This is a genomic window from Rhodovarius sp. (assembly GCF_040399605.1).
GTDB classification, from domain to species: Bacteria; Pseudomonadota; Alphaproteobacteria; order Acetobacterales; family Acetobacteraceae; genus Rhodovarius; species Rhodovarius crocodyli_A.
This window is the reverse complement of record NZ_JBBARU010000058.1, coordinates 1-20,455: the sequence shown is the minus strand read 5'-3', so window position 1 is coordinate 20,455 and position 20,455 is coordinate 1. Positions and strand designations below refer to the sequence as shown.

Sequence of the window (20,455 nt, the reverse complement as noted above, 5' to 3'; positions counted from 1 at the left end):
CTGGAGGAGGGGATGGGATTCGAACCCACGAACCGGTTTAACCCGATTAACAGTTTAGCAAACTGCCGCCTTCGGCCACTCGGCCACCCCTCCTCAGGTAGTAGCTGCCAGATAGTCGCTGGGAGTGTGAAGTCTGCACGGCATGTGCAGGAGGGGGTTTAGCCTCCCTCCCCCGTTCCGTCAAACGGTCATGAGAGGGCGACTTCAAATCCCTTCGCCGTCGCCGGCCGGGCCATCATCCGCGCATACCACGCCGCCACATTGGGCAGGTCATCAAAGGGCACCTGATGCCGCTCATGCCGCCATGCCCAACCCAGAATGGCGAAATCGGCGATGCTGGGCTCACCCGCGCTGGCCACGAATTCCCGCCCGGCCAGGCGCTTCTCCAGCACGCCATAAAGCCGCCTGGTCTCCTTGCCGTAGCGCGCCAGGCCATAATCCCTGGCCGCCCCCTCGGACTGCATCAGGAAGTGGTGCACCTGGCCGGGCATGGGGCCAAAGCCGCCCATCTGCCACATCAGCCATTCCAGCACCTCCACCCGCCCGCGCAGATCAGCCGGCATGAACCGGCCCGTCTTCTCGGCCAGATACAGCAAAATGGCGCCACTCTCGAACACAGTGATGGGCGCACCACCCGGGCCATCGGGGTCGATGATGGCAGGGATGCGGTTGTTCGGGCTGAAGGCGAGGAAGGCGGGGTTGAACTGCTCATCCTTGCTGATATTCACCGGCACCACCTTATAAGGCAGGCCCATCTCCTCCAGGGCGGCGGAAATCTTCCGGCCATTGGGGGTGTTCCAGGTCCAAAGCTCGATCATGCGGGGTTCCTCTCCACGAGACTGCCCTGTGTGGCATGCGCCCCGCCGCGCCGTCCATCACCCACCCCTTGTGACAATCCCGCGTCCCGCCTATAAGCCGCGCTCCCGCGCCGGTGCCCTGGACAGCCCGGCCGAGGAGACATGCCCCCGCCGCATGGTGCGGTCCCCGTCGCGTTTCGGGGGGCCACGGACATCCCGTGGGCAAGGTTGGGGCATGATACAGGCGTGCGGTTCCGGCCGCGCAATGGGAGTACCGAATGTCCAAGATGAAGACGACATCAAGCGCCAAAAAGCGCTTCAAGATCACGGCCACGGGCAAGGTCCTGGCCGGCCCCGGCAAGAAGCGCCACAACCTCTCGGCGCGCAGCCAGAAGGCCAAGCGGCAGAACCGTGGCAGCCAGACACTGACAGAGATGGATGCCAAGACGGGTAAGCAGTGGCTTCCGTATGGTTTGAGCCGGTAAGGGGGGCGCAGAAAAATGGCACGTGTCAAACGCGGCGTTACCGCCCATGCCCGTCACAAGAAGGTCCTCAAGCTCGCCAAGGGCTATGTCGGCCGCTCTTCCACGACCTTCCGCCCCGCGCTCGAGCGCGTTGAGAAGGCGCTGCAATACGCCTATCGCGACCGTCGCAACAAGAAGCGCGAGTTCCGCGGGTTGTGGATCCAGCGCATCAATGCCGCCGTGCGCGAGCATGGCATGACCTATAGCGTCTTCATCGCCGCCATTAAGAAGGCCGGCATCGAGATGGACCGCAAGGTGATGGCCGCCCTCGCCTATGACGAGCCGGAAACCTTTGCCGCCTTGATCGAAAAAGCCAAGGCAGCCGTCTAAACAGCCCGACAGGGACGACAAACAGGCCGCCTTCCGGTAACGGGGGGCGGCCTTTTTCTTTTGCGTGGAACACCCCGATGAGTGATGAGCTTGAAGCCCTGGTCGCCGAGGCGAAATCCGCCATGAGCCAGGCCGCCAATCTGCGTGAATTGGACGGCGTGCGTGTCGCCTTCCTCGGCAAGCAGGGCCGCCTCAGCACCCTCATGAAGGGCCTGGGCGCATTGCCGCCGGAGGAGCGCAAGCAGCGCGGCGCAGCCCTCAATGAGGCCCGCGCCTCGATCGACCTCAGCCTCGACCAGGCCCATGGCGTTCTCGCCACGGCGGATCTCAACGCCCGGCTACTGGCCGAGAAGCAGGATATGTCCCTGCCCGCCCGGCCCATCCCGGCCGGCTCCATCCACCCCATCAACCGCACCATCGAGGAACTCACCGCCATCTTCGGCGCCATGGGCTTCTCCGCCGTGGCCGGCCCGGATATCGAGAGCGACTGGTATAATTTCGGCGCGCTCAACATCCCCGACCATCACCCCGCACGGCAGGATCAGGACACTTTTTATCTCCCCGGCACCGGCGCCGATGGCCGCCCGCTGGTGCTGCGCACCCAAACCTCACCGCTGCAGGTCCGCACCATGCTCGGCCAGGAACCGCCCATTCGCATCATCGCCCCCGGCCGCACCTATCGCGCCGATCATGACGCCACGCATTCGCCGATGTTCCACCAGGTCGAAGGCCTGGTGATCGATCGCGGCATCACGCTGGGCCACCTCAAGGGCTGCCTCACCGATTTCCTGCGGGCGTTTTTCGGCATTTCCACCCTGCCGGTGCGCTTCCGCTCCAGCTACTTCCCCTTCACCGAACCCTCGATGGAGGTGGATATCGGCTGGAACCGCAAAACCGGCGAACTCGGCGCCGGCGGTGATTGGCTGGAAATCCTGGGCTCGGGCATGGTCCATCCCCGCGTGCTGGCCAATTGCGGCATTGATGCGCGCGAATGGCAGGGTTTTGCCTTCGGCATGGGAATCGAGCGCATCACCATGCTCAAACATGGCATAGCCGATCTGCGCCCCTTTTATGAGGGCGATATCCGCTGGCTCGCCCATTACGCCTCCAGCCCGCTAACCCCCGCCTCCCTGCATGAGGGCGTGTGACATGAAATTCCCGCTCTCCTGGCTGCGCGCCCATCTCGATTTCGATGCCGATACGGCAACGCTCTGCGAGACCCTCACCCGCATCGGCATCGAGGTGGAAGGCGTGGAAGACCGCGCCGCCCCCCTGGCCAGCTTCGTCATCGCCCGCGTCATCGAGGCCCGCCAGCACCCCAATGCTGACCGCCTGCGCGCGCTGCGCGTTGATATCGGCGATGGCAGGGAATACGCCGTGGTGTGCGGCGCGCCCAATGCGCGCACCGGCCTCATCGGCGTGGCCGCCCTCCCCGGCGCCTTCATCCCCGGCACCGGCATCACCCTCAAAGTGGGCGAAATCCGCGGCGAGAAATCCGAGGCCATGATGCTCTCCGCCCGCGAAATGGGCCTGGGCGATGACCATTCCGGCATTATCGATCTGCCCGAAGACGCCCCCATCGGCCGCCCCTATGCCGAATACGCCAAGCTCGACACCATCATCGAAATCAAGGTCACACCGAACCGCGGCGACGCGCTCTCCGTCCATGGCATCGCCCGCGATCTGGCGGCGGCAGGCCTCGGCCGGCTGAAGCCCCTCCCCACCCCCAGCATCACCGCCCGCTACCCCTCGCCGCTGACCTGGCACATCGAAGATCCCAGGGCCTGCAACTGGGTCGTCGGCCGCGCTGTGCGGGGCGTGAAAAACGGCCCCTCGCCCCAATGGCTGCAGGATTGGCTGGTGGCGGTCGGCCTGCGCCCGATCAATGCGCTGGTCGATGTCACCAACCTCTTCACCTATGGGCTGGGCCGCCCCTTGCACGTGTTTGACGTCGCCAAGGTGAAGGGCCGCACGCTCTCCATGCGCATGGCCCGCCCAGGCGAAACCCTGGCCGCGCTGAACAACAAGACCTACACGCTGACCGAAGAGGATGGCGTGATCGCCGACGAGGCCGGCGCCGAGGCGCTGGGCGGCATCATCGGCGGCGAGCATTCCGGCTGCGACGAGAACACCACCGAGTGCTTCATCGAAAGCGCCCTGTTCGACCCGGTGCGCATCGCCCTCTCCGGCCGCCGCCATGCTGTCTTCACCGATGCCCGGCAACGCTTCGAGCGCGGCCTGGACCAGGCCCTGCCGCCACGCGCGCTGGATATGGCCACCGCCACCATCATGGAACTCTGCGGCGGCGAGGCCAGCGAAATCTCCGAGGCCGGCCAGGAACCAAACTGGCGCCGCCACGCCACGCTGCGCTTCGAGCGCCTGATGGGCCTGGGCGGCATGGCAGTGGCAACGGATGACGCGGTGGCGCGGCTGGAAGCCCTGGGCTTCGCCACGCTGCAGCGCGACACAGCCTCGGTGACCGTGGCCGTCCCCTCCTGGCGCAACGACATCGCCGCCCCCATCACGCTCGACATGGACCCAGGGCTGGACCCCACGCGGGCAGCCGCCGCGCGCGAGGGCTGCGAGGCCACCGAGGCCGAGGCCGATCTGGTGGAGGAAGTCCTCCGCCTGGGCGGGCTCGATGCGGTGCCCGCCGTATCGCTGCCCGTGCCCTTTGCCGTACCGCCCCCGGCGGTGGATGCGAAGCAACGCCGCGCCATCACCGCGCGGCGCATCCTGGCCGCCCGCGGCTGCCAGGATAATGTCACCTATGGTTTTGTGGCCCAGGCCACGGCGGAGCAATTCGGCGGTGGCGAGGCTGCGCTGCGGCTGGAAAACCCCATCGCCTCCGATCTCAACCAGATGCGCCCAACCCCGGTGGCCAGCCTCGCATTCGCCGCCGCCGCCAATGCCGCGCGCGGCTTTGCCGATGTGGCCTTGAGCGAGGTGGGCGGCGGCTATCGCTCCACCGCGCCCGAGGGGCAACTCGCCATGGCCTGCACGCTCCGCGCCGGCAGCACCCCGGCCAATTGGGCCGCCCCCGCCCGCCCGGTGGAGGCGCTGGACGCCAAGGCCGATGCCCAGGCGGTGCTGGAGGCACTCGGCGTGCCCATGGCCGGCGTCACCATCACCACCGATGCCCCCGGCCATTACCACCCCGGCCGCAGCGGCACCTTCCGCCAGGGGCCCAAGACGGTGCTGGCGTATTTTGGCGAAATCCACCCGCAACTGCGCGACACGCTGGGCTTGCCCGGCGCTGCCGTGGCGGCAGAGGTGTTTCTCGACGCCGTGCCCGAGCCCAAGCGCCGCAAGAAATCCCCGCCCGACCTGCCCGCCTTCCAGCCGCTGCGGCGTGACCTGGCCTTGCTGGTCGATGCCGATGTGCCGGCCGATAACCTGCTGCGCGCCGCGCGTGGCGCCGAGCGGGCGCTGGTGAGCGATGTCGTGCTATTCGACCGCTATGCCGGCGAGCGCCTGCCCGAGGGCAAGGTCAGCCTCGCCATCCAGATCACCTTACAGCCGCGCGAACGCACCCTCACCGATGCCGAGATCGAGGCGGTGGTGGCCAAGGTGGTAGCAGCCATCACCAAGGCCACGGGGGCGACGCTGCGCGGGTAATCGCTGGGGAAAGACGAATGGCGAGGGGGGAAAAGATCGAGGGGCTTTGCCCCTCGAACACCTCAGCAGGAAACTCAGTTTCCTGCACCTTCGTTAAATTACTCAATTTAATCATTTTTCTGGTCTGTAATTGGGTTTTAGCACCCCACTACATTGCTGCGCCCTCACATCGGCTCAGCAATACCCCTAACCAATGCCGCGCAACCGCGCGATTCCCGCCTCAGCCTCGGCCACCATCCGGCGGATCACCTCCCCCGCCGGCGGCACGTCATGGATCAGGCCCACGCATTGCCCGGCCCAGACAAAACTTTCCTCCAGCCGCCCCTCATCCGTGCCCAGCGCATTCACCCGGCCGGCCACCAACTCCAGCAACTCGGCCTTCTCCGCCCCCGCCGCCTCGCGCGCCACGATATGCTCGGCAAAGGGCGAGCGCAGCGTGCGCCCGGGCATGCCCATGGAACGCTTGATCAGCATGGTGCCATCGGGCGCGGCTGCGGCCAGCGCCTGCTTGTAATTCTCATGCGCCCGCGCCTCGATGGTGGCGACGAAGCGGGTGCCCATCTCCACCCCCTCGGCCCCCAGCGCCAGGGCCGCCAGCAGCCCCCGCCCATCGGCAATGCCACCACTCGCCAGCACCGGGATTTTCACCGCATCCACAACGCGCGGCACCATGACCATGGTGGTCTCATCCGAACGCCCGATATGGCCGCCGCCCTCAAAGCCCACAGTGGCCACCATATGCGCACCCGCAGCCTCGGCCTTCTTGGCCAATTCCGGGCCGGCGGTCAGCACCAGGGTATGCACGGCATGGCCTTCACAGCGGCGCAGATAGGGTGCCGGATTGCCCGCGGTCAGCGCGATCACGCGCACACCCTCCTCCAGCGCCACATCCAGCAGCGGGTTGAGGTCATGCCGATTGATCGGGAAATTCACGCCAAAAGGCAGCGAGGTGAGCGCCTGGCAGCGGCGAATTTCCGCCCGCAGCGCCTCAGGCTCGAGCAACGAAGCGGTATTGATCTGCCCCAAGCCCCCGGCATTGGAAACGGCAGCGGCCAGCTCGGCATAGGCCACCCGTGCCAGCCCCCCCTGCACGATGGGGTAGCGGATGCCGAGCATTTCGGTGACACGGGTCTTCATTCGGCGGTTGCTCCAGAAATACGCACGGCCTCGGCCCATTTCTCCACCTCGGCCCGCAAGAAGGCGGGGAAGGCATCAGGGCCGATGGTGCCAGGGATGAAACCCATACCACGCAGTTGCCCAGCCCGCGCGGCGGTGGCGGCCAGCACCACCTCACCCACCCGCCGCAGAATGGCCGGCGGCGTGCCAGCCGGCGCCACCAGCGATTGCCAGGCCATCGCCTCAAACCCCGGCAGGGTCTCGGCAATGGCGGGAATGTCGGGGAAATCCGCCACCCGCGCGGCGGTGGAAACCCCCAAGCCACGCAGCGCCCCGGCCCGAATTTGCGGCGCCTGGGGCGGCAGGTTCTCCATCATCGCCTGAATGCGCCCGGCCACCACCTCGGTCACCGCCGGTGCTGTGCCACGGAAGGGCACATGGGTGGCCTGGAAGCCAGCCCGATGGCGAAACAACTCCATCGCCAAATGCGGAATGGTGCCCACCCCGGCGGAAGAATAGGTGATGCCAGCGCTCTGCGCCCGGGCGAAGGCAATGAACCCGGCCACATCATGCGCCGGCACCGCCGGATGCACCGAGAGCAGATTAGGCACCACGCCAATCACCGCCACCGGCGCGAAATCCCGCAGCACATTGAAAGGCAGGCTGCGATACAGCGTGGCATTGGCCGCCTGCGCTGCGGCCATAACGAGGAAGGTGGTGCCATCCGGGGCGGCGCGCGCCACCGCCTCGGCCCCCAGATTGCCGCCGGCGCCGGTGCGGTTCTCCACCACCACCGTCACCCCCAGCGCCTCGCCAATCGCCTGGCCGGCGAAGCGGCCCAGAATATCCGAGGCACCGCCCGCCGTATAAGGGCTGATGATGCGAATGGTGCTGGATTGCGCCAGCGCCGGCATGGCGAGGCCAGCGAGAAGGATCCGGCGCCTCATGCCCGCTTCGCCTCGGCCACCATGGTCTTGCCAATCAGCAACCGCTGCACATCCGATGCCCCCTCGAAAATCCGGAACAGCCGAACATCGCGGAACAATTGCTCCACCACCGTGCCATGCATATAGCCCATGCCGCCATGCAACTGCAGCGCCCGGTCCGCCACCCGGCCGGCCATTTCCGAGCAGAACAGCTTGCAACAGGCGATATCGGCCACAATCGGCCCCTGCGCCTCACCCGCCGCATCGAAGGCGCGGGCTGTCTCCAGTATCATGCTGCGCCCGGCCAGAATCTCCGAACGGCTATCGGCCAATTGCGCCTGCACCAGCTGAAATTCCGCCAGGGCCTGGCCGAATTGCCGGCGGTTCATCGTATAGGCCAGCGCCTCCTCCAGCAGCCGCTGCGCCTGACCGACGCAGGTCACCGCCACATGCAGTCGGGCATGGTTGATGCCGCGCATGGCGGTCTTGAAGCCGCCGCCCTCGCGCCCGCCGATCAGCGCCGATGCCGGCACGCGCACCTCATCAAAATACACCTCCGAGGTGGCGGAACCATCCTGGCCCATTTTCTTATCCGCCGCACCGCAGGAAAGGCCAGGCGTGCCGGCGGGCACGATGAAGGCGGAAATGCCCGAGGCATCCCTCGTGCCCTCCACCGTGCGCGCCATCACGATGAAGACATCGGCCTGCCTAGCATTGGTGATGTAGCGCTTGGTGCCATTGATGACGAAATCATCGCCCTCCCGCCGCGCCGTGGTACGCAGCCCCCCGGCATCGCTGCCAGCCTCGGGCTCGGTGAGGGCGAAGCTGGCCGTCGCCTCGCCGCTCGCCATGCGCGGCAGCCATTCCAGCCGCTGCGCCTCGGTGCCGTTATAGAGGATGGGCTGGCTGCCCAAGCCAATGGTGGTGGAGAAGCGGGCGCGAAACACGCTGGAAGCGCGCGTCACCTCGAACATCACCCGCACCTGCTGCTCCATCGTCAGGCCGAGGCCGCCATAGGCGGTGGGGATGGAAATGCCGAACAACCCGGCATCGCGCAGCAATTGCGTCAGATCCTCCGGCAGGGTCTCCTGGCCATCCAGCCTTGGTTCGGCGGGTATGAGTTTTTCGCGCACAAGCCGGCGGATAGAATCGAGATAGGTCTCGAATTCCGCGGCGGTGGGCAGCATGATGTCCGGCATTTTTTGGGCTCCTCCGCCGATAGCCTGGGCCGGCGGAGGGGTTTGGGTCAACTCAGGCGGAAGAAATCCCTCGCCGTGCGGGAAGCAATCTGCGCCGTGTCCTCAGCCGAAAATCCGCAGGATTCCAGCATGCCCAAGGGGTCCATATCACCCATATCGAAGGGATAATCGCTGCCCAGCATCACCCGCTCGGCACCCACCAGCGACACCAGCATGCGCAGAATGGCCGGATCAAACACCACCGTGTCGTACCACATGCGCGTGAGATAGGCCGAAGGCGGCTCGGCCGTCAGTTTGCGCACCTCCGGCCTCCGCTTCCAGGCATGGTCCAGCCGGCCGATCAGGAAGGGGTAGAAGCCGCCACCATGCACGATCTTGATCCGCAGCCCAGGGTGGCGGTCCAGCACGCCGCCCAGGATGAGATGATTGGCGGCGATCACCTCCTCCATCGGGTTGCCCACGGTATTGACCATGAAGAAGGGCGAGAGGCGCATGCCATCGGAAAAACCCAACGGATGCAGCATCACCGCCGTATCCAGCTTTTCCAGCCGCGCCCAGAGCGGGTCCAGCGCCGGGTCGGACAGCTCCATAGCGCCGGCGCGGGTATCGATCTGAAAACCCTTCAGGCCGAGGCTCTCCACCCCATGGGTTGCCGTGGCAATGGCCAGATCAGGCGCCGTCATCGGCAATGTGCCAAGGCCCGAAAAGGCCTGGGGATTGGCCGCGCACATCGCCGCCACATGCTCATTCTGCAACCGGCTCAATTGGTCCAGCAAAGCCGGCTCGGCCCAGTAATGCTGCTGGCCCGGGGCGGGTGCCACCACCTGGTGGGTGATGCGCATCTTCGCCATATCCGCCAGCCGGCGCTCGACTTGCAAAAAGGCCTTCAGCAGATCGGGAAACTGGTCGTGATCCACCACCCGGCTCTCCGCCGAAAGGTCGCGCTGATAGGGAATGGCGGCCAATTCGGGCCGGCCGGCCACCAGCGGGTTCACGCCTGGGCAAAGCGTATGGGTATGGGCGTCAATCGCCATGCTCAGTGAACTCCCAGAAAACGGGTGAGAGTCTCCGCCGGGCTCTCGGCAATCGGCGCGGAATGGACGATCTGCCCGCCCTCCAGCACCGAGACACGATCCGCCACGGCCAGCGCCGAATAGAGATTTTGTTCCACCAGCAGCACGCCCAGGCCCTCATCGCGCAGCAGCGCGACGACGCCCTCCAATGCCTGCACCATGACCGGCGCCAGCCCCTCGGAGGGTTCATCCATCAGGATAAAACTCGGATCGGCCATAAGCGCCCGGCCCACCGCCAGCATCTGCCGCTCGCCACCGGAAAGCTGGTTGCCGCGATGGCTCTTGCGCTGCGCCAGGCGGGGAAAGGCCTCAAAAACCCGCGCCACCGTCCAGCCATGCCTTGCCGAGGCCGGCTTGAGGATGGTGAGATGCTCGCTCACCGTCAGCGAGGCGAAAAGCCTGCGCCCCTGCGGCACCAGCGCCACCCCCGCGCGGGCAATGCGATGCGGCGCCATGCCATTCAACCGGGTCTCGCCCAGCATGACATCACCCGCCGTGATGCGCGGCGTGGAGAGCCCCATCATGGCGCGCACCAGGGTGGATTTGCCCATGCCATTGCGCCCCAGCAGCGCATGCACCGCACCACGGGTGATCTCCAGCGAGACGCCATGCAGCACCTGCGCCTCACCATAACCGGCATGCAGGTCACGAACGCTGAGCATCAGGCCGCCCGCCCCAGATAGACTTCCTGCACCTGGGCATTGCCGCGAATCTGGTCGGGGGCAGCTTCCAGCAACACGCGCCCCTCATGCATCACGGTCACGCTGTCCACCAGGCCGAGTGCCAGGTCCATGTCATGTTCGATCAGCACCATGGCGATATCGCGCGGCAGGGCGCGGACGATATCGGCCACAGCGCCACGCTCCACCGGCGAGAGGCCGGCGGCGGGTTCATCCAGCAGCAGCAGGCGCGGCTTTTGCACCAGCGCCATGGCCAATTCCAATTGGCGCTGCGCGCCATAGGAGAGATGCTTCACCCGAACCTCATCCTGGCCTTCAAGGCGCGCGGCAGCCAGCGCCTCGGCAATGGCCGCCCTGCCCGCGCCCGCCTCATCGCTGGCCCAAAAATTCCATTTCGCGGTGGTGAGGCCACGCAGCGCCACCCGCATATTCTCGGCGATGGTCAATTCGGGAAACAAATTGGTGATCTGAAAGGTGCGGCCTACGCCCCGGCGGGCGCGTGCCTGCGGGCTGGCGCGGGTGCCATCCCAACCCTGTATCACCACCCGGCCCTCGGCCGGGCGAATCACCCCGGTGATGGCGTTGAACAGCGTGGTTTTACCCGCGCCATTCGGGCCTATCACGGCGCGGCGCTCGCCCTGCTCAAGGGAGAGGCTCGCCCCATCCACCGCCCGCAGCGCGCCGAAGCGCACCACGACATTGCTGAGTTCGAGCGCCTTCACCGCGGCCCCTGGAAGGCCCGCGAATAGGCCGGCTGGCGCATATAGGCTTCCGGCTCAAAACCCCAGAATTGATCGACGCGCGGATAGGTCTCGATCGGCGCATTCCAAAGCTTGCCATCGGGGCGGCGCACCACGCGGCGAATAAAGGCGTCATAAACCGGATTGCCATAGGCATCGAGCGAAACCGGCGCACCCAGCGGGCTGCCTGTCAGCGTGGTGGCGCGCACGGCAGCGAGCAGGCGCTCGCGATTCTCGGCATCGGCGCCGATGGTCTTCAGCGCCTCGGCCACCCACATCGCGCCCGAGAAATGCGAGAAACCATAAAGCGAGGGCAATTTCTGGAAGCGCCGATCATAATCGGCCACAAAGGCCTGGGTGATGGCATTGGTCGAACCTTCGGCGAAATGCGCCGCAGAGACGATGCCCTCGGCCTCGGCCCCCATGGTACGGATGACCGATTGATCGGAGGCATTCATCGCGCCCATCAGCGGGATGCGGCCCTTCAGGCCAAAGCTGGCATAGGCCTGGATGAGGCGGGTGGCATCGGCCCCCGTCTCCATGGCGAAGATGGCGTCTACCCCCGCATTGGCCAATTGCCCCATATAGGGCGAGAAATCCGAGGTGTTCAGCGGATGCCAGAATTGCTGCAACACCCGCCCGCCGAGCGAGGTGAATTTCTGCGCAAAGCCACCGCATTGCTCATGGCCGAAGGTGTAGTCCTGGCTGATCGTGGCAATTCGCCGAAAACCCTGCTTATAGGCCCAATCGGCCAGCGGCCGGCTGAACTGGCTGGCGGAATAGCCGGCCACGCGCACCACATTGGGCAGGCGGCTTCGCTGCGTCAGATCATCGGCGGCGATCACCGGAATGAAATAGGGCGTGCCCGTGCCGCGCACGTAATTGGCAACCGCAAGGCCGGTATTGGCCAGCAGATTGCCGAAGAGGAAATGCACATTGCCCTGCTCCACCAGGCGCCGGGCCTTTTGCAGGGCGGTGTCGGGGTTGGAGGCATCATCCTCCACCGTCACCTCAACCGCCCGCCCGCCAATGCGGCCATTGATGGTCTCGAAATACATCTGGAAGCCTTCGACGATCTCGCGCCCGCCCGAGGCTGCGACACCGGTCAGCGGCGCCATCAGGCCGATCTTGATAGGCCCCGACGTGCCTTGCGCGCGCAGCATGGCGGGGGCTGCGAGGGTGGCCAGAACAATCCTGCGTTTCATTGCGATTTCCTTTGCAAAAGCCCGAGCAAACCTTGTGGTGCGAAGAGCATGATGGCGATGGCGGTGAGGCCCAGCACCGAAAGCCAGCGCTCAGTATAAGCGCTGACGAATTGTTCAAGCGCGATCAGCACAAAGGCGCCAACCAGCCCGCCCAGAATGTTGCCCACCCCGCCGACAATGGCCATCAGCAGCCCCTCCACCGATTGCGGCAGGGCGACCGTGGTGGGGCTGACGAAATCATTGAACAGCGCATACAGCGCCCCGGCCGCACCGGCAAAAAGCCCCGACGCCACGAAGGCGGCAAAGAGATGCGCCGGCACGTCATGCCCAAGGGCCGCCATGCGCGAAGGGCTGTCCTTGATCGCCCGCAAAGTGAGCCCGAAGGGCGAGCGGACGAGGCGCCACATGGCGAAAGTCAGCACCGCCCCCACCCCCAGGATAAGCCAATAGAGCCGCTGCGAGTCAGCCAGCCAGCCCTGCCGCAAATCGCCACGCAACCCATTCTCGCCGCCGGTCACGCCCGTCCAGCGCAGGCAGATGCCCCAGATGATCAGGCCGAGTGCCAGCGTCAGCAGCAGAAAATACACCCCCGAGGTGCGCACCGCGATAATGCCAAACACCACCGAAAGCCCGCCCGCCGCCGCCACTCCCAGCAGGCAGGCAGCCCAGACCGGCACCCCCGCGGCCGCCGCGATAATCACCACATAGGTCGAGGTGCCAAAGATCGCCCCATGGCAGAGCGGCGTGCGCCCGGCATAGCCCGCCAGCAGATTCACCGACATGGCGAGCACCGAAAAGATCAAAATCTCCGAAGCGATACCAAGCTGATAACTCGGCAGCAGCAGCGGCATGCTGGCCAAAGCCACCAACCCGGCCAGGATGAACACCGCCCTCATGCCGCCCGCCCGAACAGCCCATAGGGCCGAAATGCCAGCAGCAGCGCCATGGGCCCAAACACCACGAAATAGGATAATTCGGGAAACCACACTTGGCCAAAAGTGTTCAACAGCCCAATCAACAGCGCGCCAATCGCCGCGCCCTCCAGGCTGCCTCGCCCGCCAATGATCACCACCGCCAGCGAGAAGACCAAGATCTCCGCATCCGCACCGGGATAAAGCGAGAGAAACGCCCCGCCCATGGCGCCACCCAGCCCCGCCAGCGCCGAGCCCAGCATGAAGGTGATGACAAACAACCGCCCCTGATCCACCCCCGTGGCCGAGAGCATTTCCGCATCATCCACCCCGGCGCGAATGAGCGCGCCATAGCGGGTGCGGTTCATCACCAGCCAGAGCAGAACGAAAATCGCCACACCCGCCAGCAGCACGAAAAGCCGGTATTTCGGGTAGAAAACCCCCATCACCACCGCAGCCCCCTGCAGGGCCTCAGGCGTTGGCACGGTGAAGGCATCGCCGCCCCAGATCACCAGAAACAGATCATTGAGCACCAGCCCCACGCCGACGGTGAGCAACACCTGGCGCAAATCCTGCCCCTTGACGAAGCGCAGCAGGCCCCGGTCCAGCGCCAGCCCGGCCAGTGCCACCGCCACCATCGCGGCCACAACACCCGCCGCGAAACTGCCGCTGCGCCCGCCCACCTCATAAGCGACATAGCCGCCCAGCAGATACAGCGCGCCATGCGCCAGATTGACGATGCGCAACAGGCCAAAGACGAGGGTAAACCCCGAGGCCACCACAAAGAGCAGTGCCGCGAAAGTCAGCCCATTGAGCAACTGGAAACCCAGCATCAGCCCTGCTGCGCCTTCGCCCAATCGAGGATGGCGCTGCCGGTCATGAAGACCGCATCGGGGCATCCGGCAATATGCGCCACCGCCTCACGGAAATACCGCAGCCGATGCGGCGCGCCCATGATGTAAGGGTGCAGCACCATGGCCATCACCCGCGCGCCATGCCGCGCATCGGAGCGGATCTGCTCGAACTGGTCGATCGCCCGGTCACGATACTCCGATGCCTTGTGATGCTGGATCAGCATCATCGCCACATCATTGCATTCCTGGGTATAGGGCACATTGGCCAGCGGGCCATTACGCGTCTTGAGCACCACTGGCTGATCATCCAGCACCCAATCCGCCACGTAATCATAGCCGCCCGCCACCAGCCGCTCCGGCGTCTCCCAGGTCTCGGTCAGGCCCGGGCCCAGCCAGCCGCGCGGGCGCTTGCCGGTAAACCTTTCGATGGCCTCGGTGGTGAGACGGATATCCTCCACCTCATCGGCCACCTTCTGCATGTTCTTCTGCGAAAAACCATGGCCGATGAATTCCCAGCCGCGCGTATGCGCCGCCTCGGCAATCTGCGGATAAGCCGCAATCGCGCAGCCATTCACCGCCAGATTCCCCGGCAGCTTGTAATCATCGAAAACGTCGAGGATACGCCAGAACCCCACCCGATTGCCGTATTCATGCCAGGCCCAATTGGGAATATCAGGCATCGGCGCCCCACCGGCGGGCGGCGTCAGCACCGTGCGCGGCATGGTCTCCAGCGGGTTCCATTCCTCGATATTGACGATGATCCACACCGCCACGCGCTTGCCATCCGGCAATTCCAGCCGGCGCCGCCCCGCGATGGGATCAAAGGCAATCCGCTCCCCAGGCAGCATCCCACCGGGCGGCACCTGGTTCATGGATGCACCTTCGCCGCCGCATTGTACCAATCATACAATTCTGCGCCGTTCATATGCACCACGCCGGCATATTCCGCGACCTCGGCGTAAATTTCCTCCAGGTAGCGAATGCGATGCGGCTGGCCGGAAATATAGGGGTGAATGGCAATCGAGATGATCTTCGGCCGCTCCGCGCTCTCCTCATAGAGCCGCTTGAACTGGTCCATCACCCGGGTCTTCCAATAGGCGCTCTCATGGTGCTGCACGATCATCATCGGGATGTCGTTCAACTCCACCGTATAGGGCAGCGTCACCAAAGGTCCTTGGGCGGTGGTGATCACCGTGGGGTCGTCATCATAGACGAAGTCGCCGATGTATTTGACGCCCGCCTCGGCCAGGTTTTCCGGCGTGTCATAGGTTTGCGTCAGGCCCGGCCCCAGCCAGCCAATCGGCCGCTTGCCCCAAAAACTCTCCAACCGGTCCATTGAGCGGAAAATCATCCCCCGCTGATCATCCACCTTATGGATCGGCATCTGCTCCCAGGCATGGCCCATGGGCTCCCAGCCCAGATCGCGGGCATGGGCGGCAACCCGCTCATAATCATCGCAAACCCGGGCGTTGATCGACAGCGTGGGGCGAATGCCCAGCCGCTCATACAGCTTGAAAAAGCGCCATACCCCCACCCGCATGCCGTATTCATGCCAGGACCAATTGGGCACATCGGGCAGCAGCACCTGGCCGGTGGGGGCGGGGATCACCTGCCGCGCCATGGGGCGGGAAATATCCCACACCTCCAGGTTCACAATGCTCCAAAACGCCATGCGGGCGCCGCCGGGCAGCGGCGGCAAGGGTGCGCGGTCCACAATGGCGGAATAGGGGTTGCGGCTTCCCGGAAGGGTCGGTTCGGTCATCAGCTTGCGAGGCGCTTCAGCGCCTCCTCCCCGGTCATAACATGAGCAAAAGCGGTTTTGAGCAGCATCAAGGCGGCATCGTGATGCGCGGGGCCATCCATGGTGTCCACGCAATCCTCCACCACCACCACGGCATAGTCGCGCACATTGGCCGCGCAAGCGGTGGCCAGCACGCAGCTATTGGTATTGATGCCGGTGATCAGCAGCGTATTGGCCCCCAACGCGCGCAGGCGCAGGTCCAGATCCGTCGCCACGAAGCAATCATAGCGCTTCTTGGTGTCCACCACCGAATCATCGGCATGGCGCAGGCCCGGCATGATCTCCAAGCCCGGCATGCCCTCCAGATTGTGCCGCAGCACATTCTTGCGGGTGGCCTGCGGGTCCTCGGCGCGGGTGCGCCAGAAGGGGTTGAGGGCAATCTCATCGGCATCGCGATAGCGGGTGACGCAATGGATCACCGGAATACCCGCCGCCCGCGCCGCATCAAGAAAGCGAAGATTGGCCGCAACCAGCCGCGCCGCCACCTCGGGCGCTGCGGGCATGGTGGCCACCGCCGGGTCGAGATGCCCGCGATGGAGGTCAATGGCGACCACCGCAGCCAATGGCATATCAACCCCGAAACCGCTCACGCTGAACCCTCTCGATCACCCCAACATTGTGAAAGCGGATGGCCATGCGGTCAACGCACATTGTACACAATCAGGCCCGCTTCGGCCGGCAATGCCGCCATCATAGGCAGAAATCTGGTTGCGACGCAGGCAAGATTGTATTCAATAGCGATGGACGGCCCCGCCCCCAATATCCCGCCCCTGCTCCCCCGCGCGTTGCGCGTGGCCGATACGCTGCGCGAGAGAATGCTCGATGGCGCGCTGGCCGATGGCGAGAAGATCAATGAGGCCCGCCTCGCCGCCGAACTCGGCGTCTCCCGCACCCCATTGCGCACCGCGCTGCATGCCCTGGCGGCCGAGGGCCTGCTCGATTACGCCCCCAATCGCGGCTTCACCGTGCGGGACTTCTCCGCCGAATTGATCGACGAAGCCTTCGAAATCCGCGCCGCGCTCGAGGGCCTGGCCTGCCGCTTCGCCGCCCGCCACGGCCTCTCGCCCGACGCCCGCCGCGCCGCCGAGGCCGCCCTGGCCGAGGGCGAGGCGGTGGTGGAAACCAACCGCTGCGGCGCGGATGAATTGCAACGCTACCGCGCCGCCAATGTCGCCTTCCATGAGACCATCCTGGCCGCCGCCGGCAATCGGCAACTCGCCGATACGCTGCGCCTGGTGCTCAACCGCCCCGGCCCCTCACTGCGCCGCATCGTCGCCTTCACGCCCATCGATATCCGCAGGCGTGTGGATGACCATCGCCGCATTCTGGAAGCGATCACCACCGGCGACCCCTGGCGGGCCGAATTGCTGATGCGCGAGCATGTCAGCGGCATTCGCGGCGGTGCGGCGAAGGGTTAAGCCCCGCTCAGCCCCGGCCCAGCACCACGCAGACATTCTGCCCGCCGAAACCAAAACTATTCGACAAGGCCGCCGAAAAACCATGCGGGCGGGCCATATTCGGTACCACATCCACGCCCAGCGCCATGTCGGTATCGGTCTGGTTGATGGTGGGCGGCAGCATCTGGTGGCGCAGCGCCAGCAGGCAGATCACCGCCTCAATCGCCCCCGCGGCCGAGAGGGTGTGGCCCAGCATGGATTTAGTGGACGAGATGGGCGGGCAGATCTCGCCGAAGACGAGATGCATCGCCATGGCCTCCATCTTGTCATTCTCCGGCGTGGAGGTGCCATGCGCGTTGATATAGCCAATGGCATCGGCACCGAGGCCGGCATCGCGCAACGCATTTTCCACCGCGCCGGAAATCGCCAGGCCATCGGGGCTGGAGCGGGTGCGGTGAAACGTATCCGCCCGCTCGCCCACGCCTAAAATTTCGCCCAGAATGGTCGCGCCGCGCGCGGTGGCATGCTCCATGCTTTCCAGCACCAGCCCCGCCGCGCCATCGCCCATAATAAAACCATCCCGCGTCAGGCTGAACGGGCGAGACGCCGTCTCCGGCGGATCATTGCGGGCGGAGAGCGCCTGCAGCAGCGAGAAGCGGATCATCGTCTCGGGCGTCATCGAGGCCTCGCAGCCGCCGGACAGCACGCAATCCGTCTCACCCCGGCGGATCGCCTCCACCGCCATCTGAATGGCCGAGGCGCCCGAGGCGCAGGCCGTGGTCACAGCCTGCGGAAAGCCGCGCGTGCCATAGCGCGCCGCGAAATGCCGCACCGGCTCCACCACCTGCTGCACCCGATGCACCTCCGGCATGCCGGTCGAGGCAATGGCAAGGTCCCTATTCGTGGTGCCCTGCGCACGGAGCATGATATCCGCCCGCGCCGGCCATTCCAGCTCGGTGGGCGGCAGGCCCAGGCTGAGCGGCCCAGGGAAGGGCTTGGGCAGGCCGGCCATGGCCAGGGCCTCATCCAGCGCCAATTCACCCAATGCGATCAGGCGCTGCGCCACCGTCAGCGGCCGGCCCGGCACATCGCCCGGAAAATCCACACAGCCACCAATGCGGCTGCGCATGCCAGTGGTGTTGAAGCGGGTGATGGGGCGAATGCCCGAACGCCCCTCCATCAGCCCGGCCCATGTCGAGGGCAAATCGCGCCCAAGCGCCGTCACCAGCCCCATGCCGGTCACCACCACGCGCGGGCGGCCGCGATGATCCTTCATGGGCAGGGCTCCACCAGGGCCGAAAATTCGCCATAACCATGGCCAAAGCCATGCACCGCAATTGGGGGCGCACCCGCCTCCACCCGCAGCGCGGCCAGCGCCACGCCCACGGGGAAGGAGGCCTCAAAGCCCGAGCCGATCGCATCGGCCAGCATTTCCGCCCCCGGCACCATCATCGCGCGCATCGGCGCAACCGAAAGACCGCCCGATGCCGGCGCCAGGGCGGCAAAACGCGCGGCACGGCCCTCCTCTGCCCCCGCATCAACCCGCACATCGCGCAGCACGGCCAGAATGCGGGCCTGCCGCGCCCGGGCATGATCCTCGCTCTCCAGCACCATGAAACCGGCCTGGCTGCCCATGACCAAGCCATCGCGCTCAGCCGTCGGGCACCAGGGCCCATGATGCAGCGCCGCACCAAAGGCCAGCATCACATCCCAGCGCTCGGCAATCACCCCGCCGCCCACCAGCACCATCTCGGATGTGCCAGCGGCGATGCGGGCGGCGGCCACGCGCAGCGCCTCCGCCCCGGCCCCCTCCTCGCCCATCAGCGTGCGCGAGGAGCCGGCGACATTATGGACAATGGAAATCGAACCGGCGAGCAGATTGGGCAATTGCGCCAGGAACAGCGTGGGCCGCAGCCCATCGGCCAGCTTCTGATGCAGCCAGGCCTCCCGACCCTCGGCCGGAATGGCGAGCAACTCGGCCTGAATCGCCTCATCCAGCGCCCAATCGCGCTCACCACCGCCTGCGGCCACCACGAGATCCATGCCAGCCACCAGCGCGGCCGCATCGGCATCGGCAATGGCCAGCCCCGCAGCATAGGTGCCCAGGCGCTGAAAATTCTCCATTTGCCGGTATTCGCGGCGGGGTATGACACTCTCCATCCCCAGCGCCGGCAAGGGATGAATGGGGAAAGGCGCAAAATTATCCTCATCGCGCCGCGCCGGGCCCAGCGGCAGATGCGCCTGCCGCCCCACGCCCAGCGAGGAGATCAAACCCACCCCGGTGATGCAAACCCGCTTCATGCCAAAAGCCCCAACTCCGTGCCGCGGCCGCGCACCATCGCCGCCAGGCTGTCATTGGGAAAGGGCAGGATGCGTAAGGTGTATTCAGCCTCAGCCGCCATCTGGCCGCCGCTATCGATACGCCCGCTCATCACCGCATAGCCCGAGCCATCATGCACCAGCTTGGCAGAGACGCTCAGCAGCGCGCCCGGAAGCAGCATCCCGCGCAGCTTCGCCTGGCCCACCTTTGCCAGCAACGGCATCCGGGCAAATTCCTGTCTTGCCAGCATCAGCCAGCCACCGGCCTGGGCCATGCACTCAATCATCAGCACACCGGGCAGCAGCGGAAAGCCGGGGAAATGCCCCTCAAAGATCGGGCTTTCATCGGGCAGGGTGGCCTCGGCCACAAGGCTCTCCGCATCGCGCGCCACGATGCGGTCCAGCATGGAGAAATATTCGAGTTTCAAGCGGTCTTGGCCTGGACGAGTTCGTCAATCCGCTCGGCCAGCGGGCCCAGGATGAAGTACTGCTCTGCCGGCGCCTTGCCAGCATTCACCGCCTCAGTCCATGCCTCAACCGGCACCTTGATGCCGAATTCCTTGTCGATGGCGAAGACGATATCAAGGAAATCAAGGCTATCGATGCCCAGATCATTAATCACATGCGCTTTGGGGTTGATCTTCTCCGGCGCCACATTCGCCGTCTCTGCGATGATCGCGGCGATCCGGTCATAGGTGGTGCGATCAGGGCTGGACATGGGCGGGACTCCGGAAATTTCGCAGTGGGGAGGCAGGGTTTGGCGCGAGCGGACACACTTGTCCAGTTCGCCACCGCCGCCGCGCCCGCCATGGCCAGAAACGGTGGCCGTAAGCGCGCGCAAAATTCATGAAAGACGCGGGGTCGCCAGCCTAGACCGCCGGCCTCGGCCGCGCCCCCAAAAGATGCGCCACGGCATAAGCCAGGTCTGAGCGGTTCAGCGTATAGATATGGAACTCATCCACCCC

22 protein-coding genes and 1 tRNA gene are annotated in these 20,455 nt (G+C 65.6%); 5 read left to right on the top strand and 18 right to left on the bottom strand.

Annotated elements, in window-relative coordinates:
• Nucleotide 1: 1 nt before the first annotated feature.
• Nucleotides 2–93, bottom strand: a tRNA-Ser gene (locus ABWP84_RS13875).
• A gap of 95 nt (nt 94–188) precedes the next feature.
• On the bottom strand, nt 189–818 hold the full coding sequence (locus tag ABWP84_RS13870) for a glutathione S-transferase N-terminal domain-containing protein (RefSeq protein WP_353212634.1): 630 nt from the start codon (nt 816–818) through the stop codon (nt 189–191).
• A 257-nt stretch (nt 819–1,075) separates the two neighbouring features.
• Here ABWP84_RS13870 and rpmI point away from each other — a divergent pair, with 257 nt between their 5' ends.
• The 4 genes from rpmI to pheT all read left to right on the top strand — a co-directional run bounded on the left by rpmI (nt 1,076) and on the right by pheT (nt 5,269).
• Nucleotides 1,076–1,282: a 50S ribosomal protein L35 gene (rpmI, locus tag ABWP84_RS13865; protein WP_353212633.1), complete on the top strand. Its 207-nt coding sequence runs from the start codon at nt 1,076–1,078 to the stop codon at nt 1,280–1,282.
• Nucleotides 1,283–1,297: 15 nt separating this feature from the next.
• The gene (rplT, locus tag ABWP84_RS13860) at nt 1,298–1,651 is read left to right on the top strand and encodes a 50S ribosomal protein L20 (RefSeq protein ID WP_353212632.1); all 354 of its coding nucleotides are present in this window, start codon (nt 1,298–1,300) and stop codon (nt 1,649–1,651) included.
• 77 nt (nt 1,652–1,728) lie between these two features.
• Nucleotides 1,729–2,799, top strand: coding sequence for a phenylalanine--tRNA ligase subunit alpha (pheS, locus tag ABWP84_RS13855; protein ID WP_353212631.1), 1,071 nt, complete (start codon nt 1,729–1,731; stop codon nt 2,797–2,799).
• Nucleotide 2,800: 1 nt separating this feature from the next.
• Nucleotides 2,801–5,269 carry a phenylalanine--tRNA ligase subunit beta gene (gene pheT / locus ABWP84_RS13850; RefSeq protein WP_353212630.1) on the top strand — a complete coding sequence of 823 codons (2,469 nt, stop codon included), beginning with the start codon at nt 2,801–2,803 and terminating at the stop codon, nt 5,267–5,269.
• Between the two features lie 186 nt (nt 5,270–5,455).
• Here the strand turns inward: pheT and ABWP84_RS13845 are convergent, their stop codons facing one another.
• From ABWP84_RS13845 to ABWP84_RS13790, 12 genes are read right to left on the bottom strand one after another with little or no spacing between them, the layout of a single operon-like run.
• Entirely contained in the window at nt 5,456–6,406 is a 951-nt protein-coding gene (locus ABWP84_RS13845) for a nitronate monooxygenase (protein ID WP_353212629.1), read from the bottom strand.
• Complete coding sequence (locus tag ABWP84_RS13840) at nt 6,403–7,332, bottom strand: tripartite tricarboxylate transporter substrate-binding protein (RefSeq protein WP_353212628.1); 930 nt, start codon at nt 7,330–7,332, stop codon at nt 6,403–6,405. Before ABWP84_RS13840 ends, ABWP84_RS13845 begins: the two co-directional genes overlap by 4 nt.
• Nucleotides 7,329–8,510, bottom strand: a complete 1,182-nt coding sequence (locus ABWP84_RS13835; protein WP_353212627.1) for an acyl-CoA dehydrogenase family protein — start codon at nt 8,508–8,510, stop codon at nt 7,329–7,331. The genes ABWP84_RS13840 and ABWP84_RS13835 overlap by 4 nt, the downstream gene beginning before the upstream one ends.
• Nucleotides 8,511–8,557: 47 nt before the next feature.
• On the bottom strand, nt 8,558–9,544 hold the full coding sequence (locus tag ABWP84_RS13830; RefSeq protein WP_353212626.1) for an amidohydrolase family protein: 987 nt from the start codon (nt 9,542–9,544) through the stop codon (nt 8,558–8,560).
• A 2-nt stretch (nt 9,545–9,546) separates the two neighbouring features.
• Nucleotides 9,547–10,245, bottom strand: a complete 699-nt coding sequence (locus ABWP84_RS13825) for an ABC transporter ATP-binding protein (protein WP_353212625.1) — start codon at nt 10,243–10,245, stop codon at nt 9,547–9,549.
• Nucleotides 10,245–10,985: an ABC transporter ATP-binding protein gene (locus ABWP84_RS13820; protein ID WP_353212624.1), complete on the bottom strand. Its 741-nt coding sequence runs from the start codon at nt 10,983–10,985 to the stop codon at nt 10,245–10,247. The genes ABWP84_RS13825 and ABWP84_RS13820 overlap by 1 nt, the downstream gene beginning before the upstream one ends.
• Nucleotides 10,982–12,208: an ABC transporter substrate-binding protein gene (locus tag ABWP84_RS13815; RefSeq protein ID WP_353212623.1), complete on the bottom strand. Its 1,227-nt coding sequence runs from the start codon at nt 12,206–12,208 to the stop codon at nt 10,982–10,984. The genes ABWP84_RS13820 and ABWP84_RS13815 overlap by 4 nt, the downstream gene beginning before the upstream one ends.
• Nucleotides 12,205–13,104: a branched-chain amino acid ABC transporter permease gene (locus tag ABWP84_RS13810; protein ID WP_353212622.1), complete on the bottom strand. Its 900-nt coding sequence runs from the start codon at nt 13,102–13,104 to the stop codon at nt 12,205–12,207. Before ABWP84_RS13810 ends, ABWP84_RS13815 begins: the two co-directional genes overlap by 4 nt.
• Nucleotides 13,101–13,952, bottom strand: coding sequence for a branched-chain amino acid ABC transporter permease (locus ABWP84_RS13805; protein WP_353212621.1), 852 nt, complete (start codon nt 13,950–13,952; stop codon nt 13,101–13,103). The genes ABWP84_RS13810 and ABWP84_RS13805 overlap by 4 nt, the downstream gene beginning before the upstream one ends.
• Nucleotides 13,952–14,845: a polysaccharide deacetylase family protein gene (locus tag ABWP84_RS13800; RefSeq protein WP_353212620.1), complete on the bottom strand. Its 894-nt coding sequence runs from the start codon at nt 14,843–14,845 to the stop codon at nt 13,952–13,954. Before ABWP84_RS13800 ends, ABWP84_RS13805 begins: the two co-directional genes overlap by 1 nt.
• Nucleotides 14,842–15,735, bottom strand: coding sequence for a polysaccharide deacetylase family protein (locus ABWP84_RS13795; RefSeq protein ID WP_353212619.1), 894 nt, complete (start codon nt 15,733–15,735; stop codon nt 14,842–14,844). Before ABWP84_RS13795 ends, ABWP84_RS13800 begins: the two co-directional genes overlap by 4 nt.
• Nucleotides 15,735–16,364: a cysteine hydrolase gene (locus tag ABWP84_RS13790; RefSeq protein ID WP_353212618.1), complete on the bottom strand. Its 630-nt coding sequence runs from the start codon at nt 16,362–16,364 to the stop codon at nt 15,735–15,737. The genes ABWP84_RS13795 and ABWP84_RS13790 overlap by 1 nt, the downstream gene beginning before the upstream one ends.
• 150 nt (nt 16,365–16,514) lie before the next feature.
• Between ABWP84_RS13790 and ABWP84_RS13785 the strand changes: the two genes are divergently transcribed.
• A complete protein-coding gene (locus tag ABWP84_RS13785) occupies nt 16,515–17,192 on the top strand; it encodes a GntR family transcriptional regulator (RefSeq protein WP_353212617.1) in 678 nt (225 codons plus the stop codon).
• Nucleotides 17,193–17,199: 7 nt separating this feature from the next.
• On the opposite strand, the gene ABWP84_RS13780 is transcribed toward ABWP84_RS13785, so the two are convergent.
• From ABWP84_RS13780 to ABWP84_RS13765, 4 genes are read right to left on the bottom strand one after another with little or no spacing between them, the layout of a single operon-like run.
• Entirely contained in the window at nt 17,200–18,447 is a 1,248-nt protein-coding gene (locus tag ABWP84_RS13780) for a beta-ketoacyl synthase N-terminal-like domain-containing protein (RefSeq protein ID WP_353212616.1), read from the bottom strand.
• A complete protein-coding gene (locus ABWP84_RS13775) occupies nt 18,444–19,472 on the bottom strand; it encodes a beta-ketoacyl synthase N-terminal-like domain-containing protein (protein ID WP_353212615.1) in 1,029 nt (342 codons plus the stop codon). The genes ABWP84_RS13780 and ABWP84_RS13775 overlap by 4 nt, the downstream gene beginning before the upstream one ends.
• Nucleotides 19,469–19,918, bottom strand: coding sequence for a 3-hydroxyacyl-ACP dehydratase FabZ family protein (locus tag ABWP84_RS13770; protein ID WP_353212614.1), 450 nt, complete (start codon nt 19,916–19,918; stop codon nt 19,469–19,471). Before ABWP84_RS13770 ends, ABWP84_RS13775 begins: the two co-directional genes overlap by 4 nt.
• Nucleotides 19,915–20,208: an acyl carrier protein gene (locus ABWP84_RS13765; protein WP_353212613.1), complete on the bottom strand. Its 294-nt coding sequence runs from the start codon at nt 20,206–20,208 to the stop codon at nt 19,915–19,917. The genes ABWP84_RS13770 and ABWP84_RS13765 overlap by 4 nt, the downstream gene beginning before the upstream one ends.
• Nucleotides 20,209–20,455 lie beyond the last annotated feature (247 nt).